Annotated in this window: 18 protein-coding genes; 11 read left to right on the forward strand and 7 right to left on the reverse strand. The window is 72.2% G+C overall.

Features of this window, described 5'->3' with window-relative positions:
* Positions 1-81: 81 nt before the first annotated feature.
* A complete protein-coding gene (locus SY2F82_RS01800) occupies positions 82-972 on the reverse strand; it encodes a MaoC/PaaZ C-terminal domain-containing protein (RefSeq protein WP_200417129.1) in 891 nt (296 codons plus the stop codon).
* A 260-nt stretch (positions 973-1,232) separates the two neighbouring features.
* Between SY2F82_RS01800 and SY2F82_RS01805 the strand changes: the two genes are divergently transcribed.
* From SY2F82_RS01805 to SY2F82_RS01820, 4 genes are all read left to right on the forward strand, one after another.
* Positions 1,233-2,144, forward strand: a complete 912-nt coding sequence (locus SY2F82_RS01805; RefSeq protein ID WP_200417130.1) for an ABC transporter ATP-binding protein — start codon at positions 1,233-1,235, stop codon at positions 2,142-2,144.
* A complete protein-coding gene (locus SY2F82_RS01810; protein WP_200417766.1) occupies positions 2,144-2,860 on the forward strand; it encodes an ABC transporter permease in 717 nt (238 codons plus the stop codon). Before SY2F82_RS01805 ends, SY2F82_RS01810 begins: the two co-directional genes overlap by 1 nt.
* Positions 2,861-2,886: 26 nt before the next feature.
* Positions 2,887-4,170 (forward strand): sensor histidine kinase, encoded by a 1,284-nt coding sequence (locus tag SY2F82_RS01815; protein ID WP_200417131.1) that lies wholly within the window; start codon positions 2,887-2,889, stop codon positions 4,168-4,170.
* A 117-nt stretch (positions 4,171-4,287) separates the two neighbouring features.
* A complete protein-coding gene (locus SY2F82_RS01820; protein ID WP_200417767.1) occupies positions 4,288-4,920 on the forward strand; it encodes a response regulator transcription factor in 633 nt (210 codons plus the stop codon).
* 19 nt (positions 4,921-4,939) lie between these two features.
* Here the strand turns inward: SY2F82_RS01820 and SY2F82_RS01825 are convergent, their stop codons facing one another.
* Entirely contained in the window at positions 4,940-6,361 is a 1,422-nt protein-coding gene (locus tag SY2F82_RS01825) for an MFS transporter (protein ID WP_374707110.1), read from the reverse strand.
* Positions 6,362-6,755: 394 nt separating this feature from the next.
* Here SY2F82_RS01825 and SY2F82_RS01830 point away from each other — a divergent pair, with 394 nt between their 5' ends.
* The 5 genes from SY2F82_RS01830 to SY2F82_RS01850 all read left to right on the forward strand — a co-directional run bounded on the left by SY2F82_RS01830 (position 6,756) and on the right by SY2F82_RS01850 (position 12,318).
* Complete coding sequence (locus SY2F82_RS01830) at positions 6,756-8,504, forward strand: MFS transporter (protein WP_200417133.1); 1,749 nt, start codon at positions 6,756-6,758, stop codon at positions 8,502-8,504.
* A gap of 110 nt (positions 8,505-8,614) precedes the next feature.
* Positions 8,615-9,277 carry a class I SAM-dependent methyltransferase gene (locus SY2F82_RS01835; RefSeq protein ID WP_200417134.1) on the forward strand — a complete coding sequence of 221 codons (663 nt, stop codon included), beginning with the start codon at positions 8,615-8,617 and terminating at the stop codon, positions 9,275-9,277.
* Between the two features lie 10 nt (positions 9,278-9,287).
* Positions 9,288-10,244, forward strand: coding sequence for an N-acetylmuramoyl-L-alanine amidase (locus SY2F82_RS01840; RefSeq protein ID WP_200417135.1), 957 nt, complete (start codon positions 9,288-9,290; stop codon positions 10,242-10,244).
* Positions 10,245-10,402: 158 nt separating this feature from the next.
* Positions 10,403-11,200, forward strand: a complete 798-nt coding sequence (locus SY2F82_RS01845; RefSeq protein ID WP_200417136.1) for a DUF5336 domain-containing protein — start codon at positions 10,403-10,405, stop codon at positions 11,198-11,200.
* Between the two features lie 110 nt (positions 11,201-11,310).
* Complete coding sequence (locus tag SY2F82_RS01850) at positions 11,311-12,318, forward strand: LLM class F420-dependent oxidoreductase (RefSeq protein ID WP_200417137.1); 1,008 nt, start codon at positions 11,311-11,313, stop codon at positions 12,316-12,318.
* Between the two features lie 58 nt (positions 12,319-12,376).
* Here the strand turns inward: SY2F82_RS01850 and SY2F82_RS01855 are convergent, their stop codons facing one another.
* Positions 12,377-12,904: a hypothetical protein gene (locus SY2F82_RS01855; RefSeq protein WP_200417138.1), complete on the reverse strand. Its 528-nt coding sequence runs from the start codon at positions 12,902-12,904 to the stop codon at positions 12,377-12,379.
* A gap of 247 nt (positions 12,905-13,151) precedes the next feature.
* Between SY2F82_RS01855 and SY2F82_RS01860 the strand changes: the two genes are divergently transcribed.
* Positions 13,152-13,445, forward strand: coding sequence for a hypothetical protein (locus SY2F82_RS01860; RefSeq protein ID WP_103841859.1), 294 nt, complete (start codon positions 13,152-13,154; stop codon positions 13,443-13,445).
* 106 nt (positions 13,446-13,551) lie between these two features.
* Here SY2F82_RS01860 and SY2F82_RS01865 read toward each other — a convergent pair whose 3' ends face one another.
* From SY2F82_RS01865 to SY2F82_RS01875, 3 genes are read right to left on the reverse strand one after another with little or no spacing between them, the layout of a single operon-like run.
* Entirely contained in the window at positions 13,552-14,622 is a 1,071-nt protein-coding gene (locus SY2F82_RS01865) for a prenyltransferase/squalene oxidase repeat-containing protein (RefSeq protein WP_200417139.1), read from the reverse strand.
* Entirely contained in the window at positions 14,619-15,389 is a 771-nt protein-coding gene (locus tag SY2F82_RS01870; RefSeq protein WP_200417140.1) for a class I SAM-dependent methyltransferase, read from the reverse strand. The genes SY2F82_RS01865 and SY2F82_RS01870 overlap by 4 nt, the downstream gene beginning before the upstream one ends.
* Positions 15,383-16,837, reverse strand: a complete 1,455-nt coding sequence (locus SY2F82_RS01875) for a glycosyltransferase family 4 protein (protein WP_374707111.1) — start codon at positions 16,835-16,837, stop codon at positions 15,383-15,385. Before SY2F82_RS01875 ends, SY2F82_RS01870 begins: the two co-directional genes overlap by 7 nt.
* 229 nt (positions 16,838-17,066) lie before the next feature.
* On the opposite strand from SY2F82_RS01875, the gene SY2F82_RS01880 reads away from it, so the two are divergent.
* Positions 17,067-17,714, forward strand: a complete 648-nt coding sequence (locus tag SY2F82_RS01880) for a TetR family transcriptional regulator (RefSeq protein WP_200417141.1) — start codon at positions 17,067-17,069, stop codon at positions 17,712-17,714.
* A 294-nt stretch (positions 17,715-18,008) separates the two neighbouring features.
* Here the strand turns inward: SY2F82_RS01880 and SY2F82_RS01885 are convergent, their stop codons facing one another.
* Positions 18,009-18,242, reverse strand: coding sequence for a ferredoxin (locus SY2F82_RS01885; protein WP_200417142.1), 234 nt, complete (start codon positions 18,240-18,242; stop codon positions 18,009-18,011).
* Between the last annotated feature and the right edge of the window lies 1 nt (position 18,243).

An 18,243-nucleotide genomic window follows, 5' to 3' on the forward strand; every position in this document is an offset into this window, starting at 1 on the left:
TCGGGACTGCATGGACCGATCGGTGACTCGGCACGGCTTGGACCGATCGGTGACTCAGGAGTGCGTGGACGGCCCGGCGGCTCAGGAGTGCTCGACGACCGTGTCGGCGAGGACCGGCGCATCGCCCCGCTCGACCGCGGCCACCGTCACCCGCACCACGCCCTGCGCCCCATGCGCCCCCTCCGTCCCCCTCGCCCTCCGAGACCACATGCGGATGCGCAGGGTCTCCCCCGGGTACACCACCCCGGCGAACCGCGTGGCGTACGCGCGCACACGGGTCACGTCGCCGCCGAGCAGCGTGTCGACGACGGCCTTGAGCGTCATCCCGTAGGTGCACAGACCGTGCAGGATGGGCCGCTCGAATCCGGCGAGCTTGGCGAACTCCGGGTCGGCGTGCAGGGGGTTCCAGTCGCCGGAGAGGCGGTAGAGCAGGGCCTGGTCCTCACGGACGGTCCGTTCGACGACCTGGTCGGGCTCGCCCGTGGGCGCATCCAGCCGGGCGGAGGGGCCGCGGTCACCGCCCCAGCCGCCTTCTCCCCGTACGAAGATCTGCGCGTCGTTGGTCCACAGCGGGCCGTCGGCATCGGCGACCTCGGTGCGCATCACCAGGACCGCCGCCTTGCCCTTGTCGTACACGGCGGCGATACGGGAGGTCGCCGTGGCGCTGCCCTCGGCCGGGATCGGGCGGTGGATCGTCAGCGACTGGCCGCCGTGCAGGACGCGGGCGAGGTCGACGTCCACGCCGGGCATGGACAGACCGCTGATCACGCCCGGGGAGCCGGCGCCGGCGACGGTGGCGAAGCTGGGCAGGACGTGCAGCCGGGACTCGAGGGTGTAGCGCAGTTCGTCGGGGTCGGTGGCGGGGATGCCCGCGCCGATGCCGAGGTGGTAGAGCTGCACGTCCTTGGAGGTCCAGGTGATCTCGCCGGTCCGGGGTTCGGCCGCGAGGGCCGAGGCTTCGTCGATGGGCATGGGGCTCCTGACGGTCGAGACCTCGGTGCGGCCGTCCGCACCGTCGGCCGCACCGAGGTCGTCACGGGCAGAACAGGAACGCGTTCCAGTCCGGCGGACCCTGTATAGCCCAGCGGTCCTGCGTTGTGAAGGCTCCCGGCATCGCGCCCTGACGTCGTGTCAGCTCGACCTGTCCGGGACAGCAGCGGGACATTTGTCCTGCCGGATCGCTGACAAACGCCTCTGCCGGGCAGTACCGCGCCCCGCATAGCGTCGTACGCATGACGAAGACGACTGGGACACCACCGGCGGTGTCCTTCACGGGGGCGGTCAAGACCTACGGTGCCGTGCGCGCCGTGGACGGCATCGACCTGCGGCTGGAGCACGGCGGGACGGTCGCGCTGCTCGGCCGCAACGGCGCAGGGAAGTCGACGACGATCTCGCTGCTGCTCGGCCTGAACGAGCCGGACGAGGGGGCCGTCGAGCTCTTCGGCGCGCCCCCGGAGCACGCCGTGCGCGCGGGCCGGGTGAGCGCCATGCTCCAGGAGGCGCGTGCGGTCCCCCGGGTCACCGTTCGCGAGCTGGTCTCCTTCGTGGCCGGCCGTTACCCCGACCCGATGCCCGTCGCCCGGGCCCTGGAGCTGGCCGGGATCGCGGACCTGGGCGGGCGGCGCGTGGACCGGCTCTCCGGCGGCCAGACCCAGCGGGTGCGGTTCGCCGTGGCGCTCGCCGGGAATCCCTCGCTGCTCGTGCTGGACGAGCCGACCGCCGCGCTGGACGTGGAGGCGCGGCACGCCTTCTGGGACTCGATGCGGGCCTACGCCCGGCGCGGCCACACCGTCCTGTTCTCCACTCATTACCTGGAGGAGGCGGACGCGCACGCCGACCGGATCGTCGTCATCGACCGGGGCCGGGTCGTCGCGGACGGCACGGGCGAGCAGCTGAGGCGGGCCGCGGGCGGCAACCTGGTCTCCTTCGACCTGGCGGGGCGCGGCACGGCGGGCCTGGAGCTGCTGCCCGGCGTGCGGTCGGTGGAGGTGCGCGGGGACCGGGCGCTGCTGCGCACGGACGACTCCGACGCGACCGTGATCGCCCTGGCCCGACTGGACGCGATACGGGGCCTGGAGGTCGTCCCGGCGTCGCTGGACGACGCGTTCCTCGCCCTGACCTCACGTGAGAAGGAGACGGTGTGATGTGGGACTACCTGCGGCTCGAGGTGCGCCGGACCCTGCGCGACGTGGGCTTTGTGATCGGCGGGGTCGCGATGCCGGTGATGATGTACCTGCTGTTCACCAACATCGGTGACAACGAAGGCAGTTGGAGGACCGCCTCCATGGTGGGCATGGCCGCGTACGGCGCGGTCGGCTCGGCGCTGAACACCGGCGGCGGGGTGGCCGAGGACCGGGCGATCGGCTGGCTGCGGCAGCTGAGGGTGACCCCGATGACCCCGCGCCAGGTCGTCGCCGGCCGGGCGCTGACCGGATCGGTGACCGTGCTGCCCGCGATCGTCGCGGTGCTCGCGGCGGGCGGCCTGGTCAACGGCGTGCGCCTGGCGGCCTGGCAGTGGGCGGCGATCGCGCTGCTGCTGTGGCTCGGCTCGATCCCCTTCACCCTGCTCGGGCTCGGCAACGGCTACCGGATGACCGCGCAGACCACGGGCGTGACGAACATGATCTGCAACCTGGGTCTGGCGGTGCTCGGCGGCCTGTGGTTCCCGCTGTCCCTGTTCCCGGGCTGGCTGCGCTCGGTCTCCGAGTACACCCCGACCCACCGCTTCGCCGAGCTCGGCACATCGGTGGCGGACGGTCATGCCCCGGCACTGGGCGCGATCGTCGTCCTCGCAGCCTGGCTGCTGGCGTTCGGTTCCTACGCTGTGCTGTCCTACCGCAGGACCGCGGGGAACATCTGACCGGGGGGAACGGGGGAAAGAGGGACATGTCCTGGGTGCGAAACGTCTCGTGCCGTCTCGGTGCCTGGCAGCAGGCGCGGCAGACGTGGAAAGAGGACAAGGAGCGGCTCAAGGCCGAGCAGAAGGCCGCCCGGAAGGCCGGGACGGTGCCCGAGAACCCGGGGCCGCCGCCCACCGGATTCTCCCTGCTGCCCTGGCTGCTGATGGGGATGGGCGCCTTCTCCAACCTCTTCCAGGGCAAGACCCCCAACCCGTGGATCGGCGCTCTGGGCCTGCTCGCCTTCAACTCCTGCTACATCTACGTGGTGTTCCGGGCCTTCCACAAGCAGACGCGTCAGGCCGGCTCCACACGGGCGGCGCTGGTCGTGATGGGCGTGGTGACCTTCGGCCTGGCCATCGGGTACGGCGGCAGTTGGCTGCTGTTCTTCCCGCTGCTGGGCCTTGCGACGGGAGCGGTCGTGCGAGGCCCCTGGCTCGGCAGGACGGGCCTCGCCCTCACCGCGGTCGCGGGTGCCGTCTCCTGCCTGCGCGACGGCTGGGACGGGCTGAACGTCGCCTACGGCACGTTCCTGTCGACGATGGTGACCGCGGCGATCCTGTCCCTCTCCGAGGCGGTACGGGAACTGCGCGCCGCCCGTGAGGAGCTGGCCCACCGCGCCGTGGAGCAGGAACGCCTGCGCTTCTCCCGCGACCTGCACGATCTGCTCGGCCACACGCTCTCGGTGATCGTGGTGAAGTCGGAGGCGGCCCGGCGCCTGGCCCCGCGTGACTTGGAGGCGGCGCTGGCCCAGGTGACGGACATCGAGTCGGTCGGCCGGCAGGCGCTCACCGAGATACGCGAGGCGGTGACCGGCTACCGCGAGGGCAGCCTCGGCACGGAACTGGACCGGGCCGGCTCGGCCCTGACCGCCGCCGGTATCGAGCCCGTGGTACGCCGCTCCGGTCCTCCCCTGGTCTCGCAGACCGAGGCGCTGCTGGGCTGGGTCGTGCGCGAGGCGGTCACCAACGCCGTACGGCACAGCGGCGCGACCCGCTGCGAGATCACCGTCGACGGGACCGTGGAGCGCGTCCGGCTGACGGTCGCGGACAACGGGAGCGGCGCGCCCACCGTGCCGGCCCCGGCGGGTGTCGGCGGGACCGGTCTGAAGGGCCTGACCGAACGGCTCGCGGCGGCGGGCGGCTCCCTGCGGGCAGGCCCGTCGCCGCGGGGCGGCTTCACGGTCACCGCCGAACTCCCGGTGGAGTCCGCGTCGCCCGTTCAGCCGCCCCCCTCAGTCGCCGTCCCCGGCGGCTACGGCGCCCACGGCTGACTGACCGAGAACAAGGGAGAGTCATTGATTTCCGGATGGCGTCGGCGAGTCGGCGGCACGCTCGGCCTGCGCCCCCGGACCTCGGCCCGCTGCCCGTACCCTTGGCCCGTGGACGAGATGCCCCGAAGTCACCGGCCGACGCGATGCATCCGGGTACTGCTTGCCGAGGACCAGGGCATGATGCGCGGCGCCCTCGCCCTGCTGCTCGGCATGGAGGAGGACATCGAGGTGGTCGCACAGGTCGCGGCGGGTGACGCGATCGTGGACGCCGTGCTCACCCACCGCCCGGACGTGGCGCTGCTGGACATCGAGCTCCCCGGGAAGAGCGGCCTGGACGCCGCGGCCGAGCTGCGGGAGGAGGCTCCGGGCTGCCGAGTGCTGATCCTCACCACCTTCGGGCGCCCCGGCTATCTGCGCCGCGCCCTGGAGGCGGGCGCCGCCGGCTTCCTGGTCAAGGACGGGCCGGTGGAGGAGCTGGCCGCGGCGATCCGGCGGGTGCTCACCGGCGAGACGGTCGTCGACCCGGCCCTGGCCGCGGCGGCCCTGAGCGCCGGCCCCAATCCGCTGACCGCCCGCGAGTGCGACGTGCTGAAGGCCTCCGTGGACGGGGCGACGGTCGCCGACATCGCCGCCAGGCTCCACCTCTCGGAGTCGACGGTCCGCAACTACCTCTCCTCCGCCATCGGCAAGACGGGCACCCGCAACCGCATGGAGGCGATGCGGGAGGCCCGGCAGCAGGGGTGGCTGTAGGGCCGGTTGCGGAGGTGGGTCACCCCTGGCCGGTCCGCGTCCGCGGCAGCCACGCCAGCATCAGCACGGCCCCCACCAGCAGCACGTACCCGCTCGTCCGGAACGCCTCGGCGTACCCCTCCGTGAGGGCATCGGCCGAGCCGCGTGCCCCGGTGCGCGTCGCCGCGATGGTGGACATCACCGCGAGGCCGAGGGAACCCCCCATGGTGCGCGAGGTGTTGACGAGTCCCGACACCAGTCCGGCGTCCCCCGGCGCGGCCCCCGATGTCGCGAGGGCGGCGAGCGGGGTACCCGCAAGGCCGGCGCCCAGCATCATCAGGATGCCCGGGAACATGATCGCCGTCGTGTACGAGCCGTTCGCCGTCATCGTCGACTGCCAGCCGAACCCGGCCGCCGCGATCAGCGTCCCGAGCACCGCCAGGTTCCGCGCCCCCACGCTCCGCATCACCTGCGGCGCGACCTTCGAGCCGAGCACCACGGCCAGTGAGCTGGGCACCAGGGCGAGTCCGGCGTCCAGGGGCGAGTAGCCGAGCACGTTCTGCGCGTACAGCGTCATGAAGAACCACATGCAGAACATCGCGGAGCCCGAGACGAACATGGCCGCGTTCGCCGAGGACACCGACCGCACCCGCAGCAGCTTCAGCGGCATCAGGGGCGCCTTCGCCCGCGCCTCGACGGCCAGGAAGATGCCGATGAGGGCGAGTCCGGCGGCGAGCGGCACCAGCGTCGCCGCCGCCGTCCAACCCTCGGCCTCCGTCTGCACGATCCCGTAGGCGAGCGTGCCGAGGCCCGCCGTCACCAGCAGGGCGCCCGGCAGGTCCAGGCGCCGCCCGTCCCCCGCCCGGCTCTCCACCAGCCACCGTGCCGACCCGGCCAGGACGACCGCGCCGACCGGCACGTTGATCAGCAGCACCCAGCGCCACGACAGCACGTCCACCAGCACTCCCCCGACGAGCCCGCCCGCCGCGCCGCCGCCGGCGCCCACCGCGGTCCAGGTGGCGATGGCCCGGGCCCGTGCGGCACCCTCCGGGACCGCCGCGGTGAGCAGCGTCAGCGTCGAGGGTGCGAGCACCGCCGCCCCGAGCCCCTGGACGGCCCGGCCGACCAGCAGCTCCCAGTCCTGCTGGGCCAGCCCGCCGGCGAGGGAGGCCAGCGTGAAGAGGGCGAGTCCTATGAGGAACATCCGCTTGCGTCCGTAGAGGTCCCCGGCCCGCCCGCCGAGCAGCATGAACCCGGCGAAGGCGATCGCGTACGCGTTCACCACCCACTGCAGTCCCGCCGCGCTCAGCCCGAGGTCGGCCCGCATCGACGGCAGCGCCACATTGACGACGGACACGTCGAGCACGACGAGGAACTGCCCGGCACACGCGAGCGCGACCACCACCCAGGTGGGCGGCGCGGTACGACGGGTGGGCACGGTGTCTTCGACGGCTCGCAGCATGCGCGCCATGCTCCCAACCCGGCCCCGCCGTCCGCATCGGGATTTCGCCCCAAGCCGCCTCGGGCCTGGGACGTACGACGCCCCTGGACGCGTCTCCCGACACATCCCCTGGCACGTCCCCGACGCACCCCCTGGCCCATCCCCGCCGCGTCCCCGACGCATCCCCTGGCACGTCCCCGGCGCGTCCACGGACACACCCCCTGACACGCCGTCAGCAGGCGAACCCATGACGCACGCTCAGAAACCCATGAAACGGTCAAGGATTCGTTAGTACGCCAAAGCATCGGAATAGTTGCCTGTGCATACGTGGTTCACCCACCACGTGTCGGCTCGGCTCCCCCTGTCCCGAGCGACCGTTCCGCACGACACCGACCAGGCCCGGAGGCCCCGATCCATGACGCACCCAACGACCGACCAGCCCGCACCGAGGCCGTCCGGCGCGATCGTGCCGGTGCTCGCCTTCGCGGGCATCGTGGTCGCGGTGATGCAGACGCTGCTCGTCCCGGTCATCAAGGATCTGCCCCAGCTGCTGCACACCACGCCCAGCAACGCCACCTGGGTCCTGACCTCCACCCTCCTCTCGGGCGCCGTGGCCACCCCGATCATGGGCCGTCTCGGCGACCTGTACGGCAAGCGGCGCATGCTGCTCACCAGCCTGGCCGTGATGGTGGTCGGCGCCCTGATCAGCGCCGTCACCAGCACCCTGATGCCCATGATCGTCGGCCGTACGCTCCAGGGCTTCGCGATGGGCGCGATCCCGCTCGGCATCGGCCTGATGCGTGACATGCTGCCCCGCGAGCGGCTCGGCTCGGCGATGGCCCTGATGAGCTCCTCCATCGGCGTCGGCGGCGGCCTGGCGCTGCCCGCCGCCGCCCTGGTCGCCCAGCACACGAACTGGCACGCCCTGTTCTACGGCTCCGCCGGACTCGGCGCCCTCTCCATCGTCCTCACGCTCCTCGCCGTACCGGAGTCCCCGATGCGCGCGAAGGGCTCCTTCGACCTGCTGGGCGCACTCGGCCTGTCCGCCGGTCTGGTGCTGCTCCTGCTCCCCATCACCAAGGGCAGCGACTGGGGCTGGTCCTCCGGCACCACACTCGGCCTGTTCGGCGCGTCCGTCGCGGTCCTGCTCCTGTGGGGCGTGCTCGAGCTGCGCATCAGCGCTCCGCTGGTGGACCTGCGCACCACCGCCCGCCGCGAGGTGCTGCTCACCAACCTCGCCTCGATCATGGTCGGCGTCAGCTTCTACGTCGTCTCGCTGGTCCTGCCGCAGCTGCTCCAGCTGCCCACCGCCACCGGCTACGGCCTCGGCCAGTCGATGGTCGTCGCGGGCCTGTGCGTGGCTCCGCTGGGCCTGACGATGATGTTCACCGCCCCGGTCTACGCCCGTCTGTCCGCCCGCTACGGCCCCAAGGTCACCCTGATCATCGGCCTGCTGGTCATCGCCCTCGGCTACGGCGGCGGCCTCGGCCTGATGGACGCCGCGTGGCAGACCGTGATCACCTCGGTGGTCCTGGGCGCCGGCATCGGCCTCGCCTACTCCTCGCTGCCCGCCCTGATCGTCGGCGCCGTCCCGGCCTCGGAGACGGGCGCGGCCAACGGCCTGAACACCCTGATGCGGTCCATCGGCACGTCGGTGTCCAGCGCCGTGATCGGCATGGTGCTGGCGAACACGGCGAACCACGTGAACGGTCTGGCCATGCCGACCATGCACGGCTTCCGGGTCTCCTTCCTGATCGCGACGGCCGCGGTCGCCCTCGGTCTGCTGCTCGCCCTCTTCCTGCCCGGCCGCCTCCCCGCGGCCCGGCCCCAGCTGCGCGCGAGCAGCGAGGAGGACGCGAACCTGGAGCGCGCCGAGGAGGTGCTGCGGGCCTTCCGCGGCCGGGTCCTGGACGCCGAGGGCGCCCCGGTCGCCCGCGCCAAGGTCACGCTGATCGATCGCCGGGGCCGCCAGGCGGGCGCCACGCTGTCCGCGCAGGACGGCAGCTACACGCTGGCGGTGCCGTCCGAGGGCCCGTACGTCCTGGCCGCCAGGGCCTCGGGCCACGCCCCGGTCGCCTCGTCGGCCACCCACTCGGGCGACGACCGCCCGGTGGACCTGGACCTGTCCCTTCCGGGCGAGCCGGTCCCGGTGGCGGAGGCCTGAGCAGCCCGCCCTCCACGCCACACACGCCACCCGCACCCCCCGTCGCCACGCCGCCGGGGGGTGCGGCAGCATGGGGCGTCCACACGCTCGTACGACCGAAAGGACGCCCCATGCCCGCGGCGCCCAAGCCCGAGATCCTGGCCGCGTTCGAGGCCGCGAAGGGGTTCATGCCACGGCACGAGGGGCTCGCGCTGTACGAGGCCGCCGTAGAGGCCGGGCGGCTCGGGCTGCCGCTGCTGGAGGTCGGCACGTACTGCGGCCGGTCCACGATCCTGCTCGCCGACGCGGCCCGCGCCGCCGGGGTCCCCGCGCTCACCGTCGACCACCACCGCGGCAGCGAGGAGCAGCAGCCGGGCTGGGACTACCACGACCCGGAGACGGTCGACCCCGAGGTCGGCCTGATGGACACGCTGCCCACCTTCCGGCGCACCCTGCACAGGGCCGGCCTGGAGGACCACGTGATCGCACTGGTGGGCCGTTCGCCGCAGGTGGCCAGGGTGTGGAACACCCCGCTCGGCCTGGTCTTCATCGACGGCGGCCACACCGACGAACACGCGAACGCCGACTACGAGGGCTGGGCCCCCCATGTGGCCCAGGACGGCCTCCTCGTCATCCACGACGTGTTCCCCGACCCGGAGGACGAGTTCACCGGCCAGGCCCCGTACCGTGTCTACCTGAGGGCCCTTCAGTCCGGAGAGTTCTCGGAGGTCTCGGCGGCCGACTCGCTGCGCGTCCTGCGGCGAACGCGGGCAAGGAGCGAATCGTCCCGTTAGGGTCGCAGGCATGTCGTACGTTGGACCGGACTTCGATGCCCCCGAACCCCGCCGCCGTCGGCGCGGGCCGCTGACGGTCGCGGTGGCCGCACTGGTGCCGGCGGCGCTGCTCGGCTGGCTGGTCTACGAGGCGGTGGCCGACAGCGGCGGTGGATCGGCGGGCGGGACGCCCACGACGAGGTCCGCGGGTACCGCGCCGTCCGCCGTCGCCCCGGGCTCCCCGGCCTCCCCGGCCGGTGGCGCGGACAGCGCCGAGCAGCCGGACGCGTCGTCCACCGCACGGGCCGGTTCCAAGCCGCTCGCGGGCAAGGTCGTCGTCGTCGACCCCGGACACAACCCCGGCAACGTCCACCACACGGCCGAGATCAACCGCAAGGTCGACATCGGTACGAACTCCAAGGAGTGCGACACCACCGGCACGTCCACCAACTCGGGTTACACGGAGGCCCAGTTCACCCTGGACGTGGCGCGCCGGCTGCGCACGCTCCTGGAGCAGCAGGGTGCCACGGTGAAGTTCACGCAGGACGGCGACCGGTCGTGGGGGCCGTGCGTGGACGAGCGGGCGCGGATCGGCAACGAGGCGCACGCGGACGCGGCGATCTCCCTCCACGCGGACGGCGCGGCCCAGGGCGACCGCGGCTTCCACGTCATCCTGCCGGCCTCGGTGCACAAGGGCGCCGCGGACACCCGTCGCATCGTCGGCCCCTCCCGCGACCTCGGCGAGCGCGTGGCGGGCGACTTCGTCCGCGTCACCGGGAGCGCGCCCTCCAACTACGTGGGCGACGGGACCGGTCTCGTCGTACGGAGCGATCTCGGCGGTCTCAATCTGTCAACGGTTCCCAAGGTCTTCATCGAGTGCGGCAACATGCGCGACAGCAAGGACGCGGCACAGCTGACCAGCGGATCGTGGCGGCAGAAGGCGGCGCAGGGCATCTCTGAGGGAATCGTGAGTTTCCTGCGCGGGTAGCGATCATCGGCTCCGACCCGGCGGACACCCCGACCGGGCTGACGATAGTGTCATCCCTACGATGAGGGGTCACCCCCGCGCTTCACACCGCGGCCCGAGGTCGACATGGTGACAGCGACGCCTCCTCCGACGACGAGACGACAGACGAAGGACCCGAAGTGAATATCCGCTCCCTCACGAGAGGCGACGGCGTGGTGATCGGAGCAGCGGTATTGCTGTTCATCGCGTCGTTCCTCGACATCTACTCGATCGACGGGGCGCCCAGCAGCGCGGACATCCCGAGCGCCTGGGCCAGCGGACCGCTCCTGCTGAGCGTCTTCCTGGCCGGCATCATCGGCGCCGCGCTGGTCGTCGTCGCCCACGGTCTGCCGCAGGTGCCCAAGGTCGCCGGTCTCGACCTCGGTCAGTTCGGCGTCGCCTTCACGGTCTTCGCCGCCTGGAGCGCGCTCGGCAACGTCTTCGACCCGATCGGCGGTGTCGACAACCTCGGTGGCGGCGGCAGCGTCAGCGCCGGCACCGGCCTGATCCTCGGCCTCGTCGCCACTGTCGTCATGGCCGCCGCCGCGATCGCCACGCCGCTGGTGCCGGCCCTGCAGGCCGCCCTCGTCCCGGCCCCCAAGCCCGCAGCCCCGCAGCCCTACGGCGGGCAGCCGCAGGGCGGGTACGGCTACCCGGGTGCGCAGCAGTCGCCCTACGGTCAGCCGCAGCAGGGGCAACCGTTCGGCGGGCAGCAGCCGCAGCAGACGGTTCCCGCCGCGGACTTCTCGCCGTTCTGGTTCGCGGTGCCGGTGCCGCGCCCGCTGTTCCCGGAGGACGGCTCGCCCACGCCGATCGCCGAACTGGCGCCCGGCACCTGGTACCTGGCCGTCGAGCAGCGCGGCCCCGCCCTGGTGGCGCAGACGCAGGACGGCCGCCGCGGTGTGCTCCAGGACACGAGCGGCATCCAGCGCGGCTGAGCCCCACCGCCCGTCGGCACGGCCCCTCGCCCTTCCGGGCGGGGGGCCGTTGTCGTAGAGTCGCTGCCACTCCTTGGATCTGATACTTCATCAGAGAAGTGGGTGGCGGGATGCGGCTCGGACTCGCGCTCGGCTACTGGGGTCGGGGCCCCGCGACGGACCATGTCGCGCTGGCGCGGGAGGCGGAACGGCTCGGCTACGACTCGGTGTGGACCGCCGAGTCCTGGGGGTCGGACGCGTTCACGCCGCTCACCTGGATCGCCGCGCGGACGTCGAGGATCAAGCTGGGTACGGCGGTTGCCCAGATGGCGGCCCGCTCCCCCACCACCACCGCGATGCACGCCCTCACCCTGGACCACCTCTCGGGCGGGCGCATGATGCTGGGCCTCGGCCTGTCGGGGCCGCAGGTGGTGGAGGGCTGGTACGGGCGCCCGTTCCCGAGCTCACCGCTCACCGCGACCCGCGAGTACGTCGAGGTCGTACGTCAAGTGCTGCGCCGCGAGGCGCCGGTGGAGCTGGACGGCCGCTTCCATCCCCTGCCCTACCCGGGCCCGGACGGCACCGGCCTCGGCAAGCCCCTGAAGCCGATCACGCACCCTCTGCGCGCCGACCTGCCCGTCCTGCTGGGCGCGGAGGGCCCGAAGAACGTGGCGCAGACGGTGCGGATCGCGGACGGCTGGCTGCCGCTGTACTGGTCGCCGACCCGCCCGCAGGTGTACGGGGCGGCGCCGGCCGATCTGCGTGAGGGGTTCGTCGTGGCCCCGATGACGCGGGTGAAGGTATGCGACGACGTCGCCGAAGGGCTGCTGCCGGTGAAGGCGATGCTCGGCTTCTACATCGGCGGGATGGGGCACGCGGCCCGGAACTTCCATGCCGACCTGATGGCGCGCATGGGGTACGAGGAGGAGGCGCGCCGTATCCAGCGGCTGTTCCTTCAGGGGCGGCGCGAGGAGGCGGTGCTGGCGGTGCCGGACGCCTTCGCCGATGAGATCTCGCTGGTCGGGCCGCGTGGACGCATCGCGGAGCGGCTGGAGTTGTGGCGCAAGGGCCCGGTGACGGACCTGCTGGCGCTGGCCCCGGACCCGTACACGCTGCGGGTGCTGGCCGAGCTGAACTGACCGCAGGTGGGTAGGGCACCGCCGCGGAGCGCTGCACGGCGGTGCCCCGTTGGCCCCGTCAGCCGCGTGCGAGCTGCGCGGCGGACGGGAGCTGGTTGCGGACGGGGACGCCCGCTTTCCTGGCCGCGGCCTTCACCTTGTCGACGAGGCCGGCGTAGGACGCCACGGCCGACTCGTCGCCCTTGCTCAGGCGGGACGGCAGGTCCTTGAGCCCGTCGATGCCCGGCGCGAGCGGGGCGAGGCCCTTGGCCAGCGCGGGGTCGCCCTGGGCGTTGCGTGCGGCGGCTCCGAGCCGGTTGTAGGCGAAGGTGCCGGCGAGTCCGGCCTTGGCCAGGGCGGTCCTGCGTCCCCTGGCGCCCTTCTTGAACGTACCGGCCTTCCATGGCTTCACGATCCACTCGTGGACCGCCCCGGCCGCGAGCCCCGCGTTCGCCGCGAACCGCGCCCTGGCGAACTTCTGCCGCTCCGCCGGGGTGGTCGGCGTGGGCGTGGGGACCGCGATGTACGCGGCGGCCCGCTGCGCGGCGCTCCCGTCACCGCAGGCGGCGGCACCGGCGAACAGCGCGGAGCAGAGGAAGAGCGCCACGACGAGTGGGGGTACCCCCTGCTCGAAGAGCTTGGGGGTGGGGGCACCCCCTGCTCGAAGAGCTCGGGGGAGTATCGGTGCGGGCACGGGAGCCTCCGGGACCGGGAAGCCGACTGATCCACCGACAGCTTCACCCACACCGCCCGGCCTTGCCGCCCGGGCGTGGCGATCGGGTGATCCCGGCCGCGCACGGTCGTCCCCGGACCTCCACGAGTTTGACGGGGAATCGCCGGGCAACCCGGAGGGCATGTCCCCTCGATATCGCAACGGTGCGAATCAGGCCGGTACGGTCATCGCCGTGATCGCGGACATCATGGCCGTCATCCTGGGCCTGTGGATCCTGATGTACCTGCTGAACGCGAACCCCGGCAACGATCTGGTGCAGTTCGTCCACAACGCGGCGGCATGGCTGGCCGGCTGGTCCCACGACCTGTTCACGTTCCACGAGGCGTGGGCGCGGGTGGTCGCGGGCTACGGCCTCGCCGCGGTGGTCTACCTCTTCGTGGGCCACGCCATCGCCAACCGCATCCACCGCCACTGAACGCGGCCACTGAGCGCGGCCACCGAGTGCTGCCGCTTGCCACTGAGTGCTGCCGCTGAACGCGACAGCCCTGGGGCACCCCACCGGCACCGAGCAGTCCGCGGAGCTATGGACAGCAGTCGGTGTCCAGGCCCCGGGGCAGCTGTTCGCCGCTGAAGACCGTGCAGGTCGGTTCGTCGCCGCCCAGGGCGGCCACGGCGAGCAGCAGTGAGCCGGCCGTCCAGGTGGTGAGTTCCTCGGGCCAGATCGCGCCGTCCTCGAAGACGTAGCCCGTCCAGTACAGGCCCGTCTTCGGATCCCGCAGGTGCTGGATCGACTGGAGGATCTCCAGGGCGCGGTCGGACTCGCCCATCGCCCACAGGGTCAGGGCGAGTTCGGCCGACTCGCCGCCGGTCACCCACGGGTTGGGGACGACGCAGCGCACACCGAGGCCGGGGACGACGAAACGGTCCCACTCCGCCTCGATGCGCTCCTTGGCCTCGGCGCCCGTCAGCGCGCCGCCCAGCACCGGGTAGTACCAGTCCATCGAGTAGCGGTCCTTGTCCAGGAACCGCTCCGGGTGCCGGCGTATGGCGTGCCTGAGCGCGCCCACCGCCAACTCCCAGTCCGGCTGCGGCTCCTCGCGCTGCTCGGCGATCGCGAGCGCGCAGCGCAGCGCGTGGTGGATGGAGGAGCAGCCGGTCAGCAGCGCGTCGGTGACGTCCGTGCCGTCGTCCTCCAGCTTCCAGCCGATCTGCCCGCCCGGCTGCTGCAACCGCAGCACGAACTCGACCGCCGCGTACACCGTCGGCCACATGCGGTCCAGGAACGTGTCGTCGCCGGTGGCGAGGTAGTGGTGCCAGACGCCGACGGCCACGTACGCGACGAAGTTCGTCTCACGGCCGCGGTCGGTGATCTGCTCCGGGTCGCCGTCGGCGTAGGCCGCGTACCAGGACCCGTCCTCGTTCTGGTTTCGTGCCAGCCAGTCGTAGGCCCGCTCGGCCGCCGTGTGCTCGCCCGCCGCGTCCAGCGCCATCGCCGCCTCGACGTGGTCCCACGGGTCCAGGTGGTGCCCGCGGAACCACGGTATGGCGCCGTCCTCCCGCTGTACGGCGAGGATCCCGGCGACGGTCGCGGCGGCCTGCTCGGCGGTGAGGACCCCGGGCAGGACGAGGTGTTCTGTCCGGGGGGTGGTCACTTGGCGGCCGCCTCGGAGGTCTCTGCGGTCCTGGCGCCCTCGGCGAGAGGCGGCAGGTGCGGCTTGGTCGCGTACGCCACGAAGCTCTTGCCGATCAGCGGGTTCAGCGCCTGCTCGGCGACGCGGGTGGCGAGCGGCTTCTTCATGATGTCCCAGACGAGCAGCTTGTGGTACGCGCGCACCGGCAGCGCCTTGTCGTTGTCGACGCCGAACGCGCACTTCAGCCACCAGTACGGCGAGTGCAGCGCGTGCGCGTGGTGCGTGCCGTACGGCTTCAGGCCCGCCTCCCGCATCTTCGCCAGCAGTTCGTCGGCCTTGTAGATGCGGATGTGGCCGCCCTCGACCTCGTGGTAGGCGTCGGACAGCGCCCAGCAGACCTTCTCGGGGCCGTAGCGCGGCACGGTGACGGCGATACGGCCGCCCGGCTTGAGCACCCGGACCATCTCGGCGAGGACGCCCTTGTCGTCCGGGATGTGCTCCATGACCTCAGAGATGATCACGACGTCGAAGGACTCGTCGGGGAAGGGCAGGGCGAGCGCGTCGCCCTCCATCGCCGTCGCGGTGGCGCCGGCCGGGGCCTCGCCCGCCTCCTTCATCGCCGCGAACCACTTGGCGACCTCGCGGATCTCCTCCCCGTTCCGGTCCAGCGCCACGACCTGCGCGCCGCGGCGGTAGCACTCGAACGCGTGCCGTCCGGCACCGCAGCCGAGGTCCAGGACGCGGTCGCCCGGGGCGAGCGGGAACCGGGAGAAGTCGACGGTCAGCACGTGGCCCTGCTTTCGCGGTTGGGTACGACGATGTCTTCGGCGGCGGCTGCGGGGGCGGCGACTGTTTCGGCGGCGGCGCCCCCGAGCGGGCCGAGCCGGGTCTGGGTGAGGGCGATGGCCTCGCGGTACCGCGCCACCGTCCCCTCCGCCGCCTTCGCCCAGGTGAAGTGCCGCAGCACCCGTTCGCGGCCCGCCGCGCCGAGCCGTGCCCTCAGCTCCGGGTCCGCCAGGAGCCGGCTCAGGCCCGCGGCCAGCGCCCCGGCGTCACCGGGCGGGACCGCCAGGCACGTCTCCCCGTCGCGGCCCGTGACCTCCGGTATGGCACCGCCCGTGGTGGCCACCAGCGGCGTACCGGTCGCCATCGCCTCGGCCGCGGGCAGCGAGAACCCCTCGTACAGCGACGGCACGCACGCCACCTCGGCCGACCGCACCAGGTCGACCAGCTCCGCGTCGGAGATGCCCTTCACGAACTCGACGGCGCCCTCGAGCCCGTACCGCTCGATGGCCTGAGCGACGGGCCCGTCCTCGGCGCGCTTGCCGACCACGACGAGATGCGCCCCGGGGTGCTCGGTCCGCACCTTGGCGAGCGCCTCGACGAGGAAGACGAGGCCCTTGAGCGGCACGTCCGCGCTGGAGGTGGTGACGATCCGGCCGGGCACCTGCGGCACCGACGCATCCGGCGAGAACAGGTCGGTGTCGGCGCCGATGTGGACGACGTGGACGCGGTCCCGGTCGACTCCCAGGTGGTCCACGATCTCCTGGCGGGAGGTGCCGGAGACGGTGAGCACCGACGGCAGCCGGCGCGCGACCCGCTTCTGCATGCGCGTGAACGCGTACCAGCGCCGTACGGACAGCCGCCGCCGCCAGCCCTCGGCAGCGTCCAGCTCCAACTGCCGGTCCACGGTGATGGGGTGGTGGATGGTGGTCACCAGCGGCGCGCCCACATCGCCCAGCAGGCCGTAGCCGAGCGTCTGGTTGTCGTGCACGACGTCGAAGTCGCCGCGTCGGGCGCGCAGATGGCGGCGGGCGCGCAGGGAGAACGTCAGGGGCTCGGGGAAGCCGCCGGTCCACATCGTGGCGACCTCGAGGGCGTCGATCCAGTCCCGGTACTCGTCGCGCTTGGGGGTGCGGAAGGGGTCGGGCTGGCGGTACAGGTCGAGGCTGGGCAGTTCGGTGAGGGACAGGCCCTGAAGGCCCTCGCCCTCGTCGAGCACCGGGTAGGGCTGCGCGCCGATGACCTCGACCTGGTGGCCGAGCCTGACCAGCTCACGGGAGAGGTGCCGTACGTACACGCCCTGACCGCCGCAGAACGGGTTCCCTTTGTACGTCAGGAGTGCGATGCGCAGCGGCCGGCCTCCCCCAAGTTCTCGATTGCGCTCGAACAGGGAGGGACCCCCACCGGCGGCGGAACCCCCCTCGGGACCCGCCTCCCTGCCCTCAGCGGTCACTCTCGGCCCCTTCTTCCCTGCAGTTTCCCGCGAGACTACGCGGGGACGGTAATCTAGAACAAGTTACAGACTTGATCGTTCAAGAGCCTCTGAATCTACCGGCAGGTAGCGCCACTGTGAGCGGCGGATCGGGTGATTCGCGCCACGGCCGACGCCCTGCCATGCTGTCCGACCGCCACCCCTCACCGACCTGATCATCACCCTCACCGACTGTCACGGAACGGGACCCATGCCTGCGGAAGCCAAGGTGCCAGCCAGTACCGCGAGACCGGCGGCGCAGCCGGCCTCACCTCCGCTCACCGAGCGGCAGGAGGCACGCCGCCGCAGGATCCTGCACACGAGCGCGCAGTTGGCGAGCCGGGGCGGTTTCGACGCGGTGCAGATGCGGGAAGTGGCGGAGTCCTCACAGGTGGCGCTGGGCACGCTGTACCGCTACTTCCCCTCCAAGGTGCACCTGCTGGTCGCGACCATGCAGGACCAACTGGAGCGCATGCACGGCACATTGCGGAAGAAGCCGCCGGCCGGTCGGACCGCGGCAGAGCGGGTGGCGGAGACCCTGATGCGCGCCTTCCGCGCCCTCCAGCGCGAGCCGCACCTGGCCGACGCCATGGTCCGCGCCCTCACCTTCGCCGACCGCAGCGTCTCCCCCGAGGTGGACCAGGTCTCCCGGCAGACGACGGCGATCATCCTGGACGCGATGGGCCTGGACGGCGACCCGACGCCGGACCAGCTCTCGGCGGTGCGGGTCATCGAGCACACCTGGCACTCGGCGCTGATCACCTGGCTCTCCGGCCGCGCCTCCATCGCGCAGGTGAGGATCGACATCGAGACGGTGTGCCGACTGATCGACCTCACGGACGCCCGAGCGCGCGACTAGGACACACAAGGACCACGGAACCAGGGCACGAAAAGACCTACGAGACGGGTTCCGGTCGACCTTCCGGTCTTTCGACCTTCCAGCCTGTCGACCGTCGATGTCGGCCACAGCGGAAGCCTAAACTTCACGCCCCAGTCGGCATCTCCGGTCGAGTTCCTTCACTCGCCTCGTAGGCAACTTCTAGGTTAGGACTTCTGCGGCCGGATGGAAGACCCCGAACCATGATTTTTATATTTTTTTCGGGCATATCACCCACCCGTAGCCCGGACCCGTCGCCCGGACCCGTCACCCCGCCTACTCCCCCGGCGGGAACACCGGCTCCCCGCTTCCCGCCAGCGTGATCACGATGGCCTCCACCGGGCAGTTCTCCGCCGCCTGAAGGATCTGCTCCCCCGCGTCGGCGTACGGTGTGACGGGATGGGACTGGCGGGCCGAGTCGAGGCGGAAGGCGCCGGACGCCTGGTGCACGCACTGCGCCGAGCCGATGCAGACCGAGCGGTCGACCTCGATGCGCCAACGGTCTCCCATG

The organism is Streptomyces sp. Y2F8-2 (genome assembly GCF_014905555.1).
GTDB lineage: Bacteria > Actinomycetota > Actinomycetes > Streptomycetales > Streptomycetaceae > Streptomyces > Streptomyces cynarae.

What these genes read in the sequence shown, in the direction of transcription:
- SY2F82_RS01835 (WP_200417134.1), top strand. Translation starts at nt 8,615, where the DNA reads ATGCCCGCGGCGCCCAAGCCCGAGATCCTGGCCGCGTTCGAGGCCGCG.
- SY2F82_RS01850 (WP_200417137.1), top strand. Translation starts at nt 11,311, where the DNA reads ATGCGGCTCGGACTCGCGCTCGGCTACTGGGGTCGGGGCCCCGCGACG.
- SY2F82_RS01825 (WP_374707110.1), bottom strand. Translation starts at nt 6,361, where the DNA reads ATGCTGCGAGCCGTCGAAGACACCGTGCCCACCCGTCGTACCGCGCCG.
- SY2F82_RS01840 (WP_200417135.1), top strand. Translation starts at nt 9,288, where the DNA reads ATGTCGTACGTTGGACCGGACTTCGATGCCCCCGAACCCCGCCGCCGT.
- SY2F82_RS01860 (WP_103841859.1), top strand. Translation starts at nt 13,152, where the DNA reads ATGTCCCCTCGATATCGCAACGGTGCGAATCAGGCCGGTACGGTCATC.
- SY2F82_RS01810 (WP_200417766.1), top strand. Translation starts at nt 2,144, where the DNA reads ATGTGGGACTACCTGCGGCTCGAGGTGCGCCGGACCCTGCGCGACGTG.
- SY2F82_RS01885 (WP_200417142.1), bottom strand. Translation starts at nt 18,242, where the DNA reads ATGGGAGACCGTTGGCGCATCGAGGTCGACCGCTCGGTCTGCATCGGC.
- SY2F82_RS01820 (WP_200417767.1), top strand. Translation starts at nt 4,288, where the DNA reads ATGCCCCGAAGTCACCGGCCGACGCGATGCATCCGGGTACTGCTTGCC.
- SY2F82_RS01815 (WP_200417131.1), top strand. Translation starts at nt 2,887, where the DNA reads ATGTCCTGGGTGCGAAACGTCTCGTGCCGTCTCGGTGCCTGGCAGCAG.
- SY2F82_RS01800 (WP_200417129.1), bottom strand. Translation starts at nt 972, where the DNA reads ATGCCCATCGACGAAGCCTCGGCCCTCGCGGCCGAACCCCGGACCGGC.
- SY2F82_RS01880 (WP_200417141.1), top strand. Translation starts at nt 17,067, where the DNA reads ATGCCTGCGGAAGCCAAGGTGCCAGCCAGTACCGCGAGACCGGCGGCG.
- SY2F82_RS01830 (WP_200417133.1), top strand. Translation starts at nt 6,756, where the DNA reads ATGACGCACCCAACGACCGACCAGCCCGCACCGAGGCCGTCCGGCGCG.
- SY2F82_RS01805 (WP_200417130.1), top strand. Translation starts at nt 1,233, where the DNA reads ATGACGAAGACGACTGGGACACCACCGGCGGTGTCCTTCACGGGGGCG.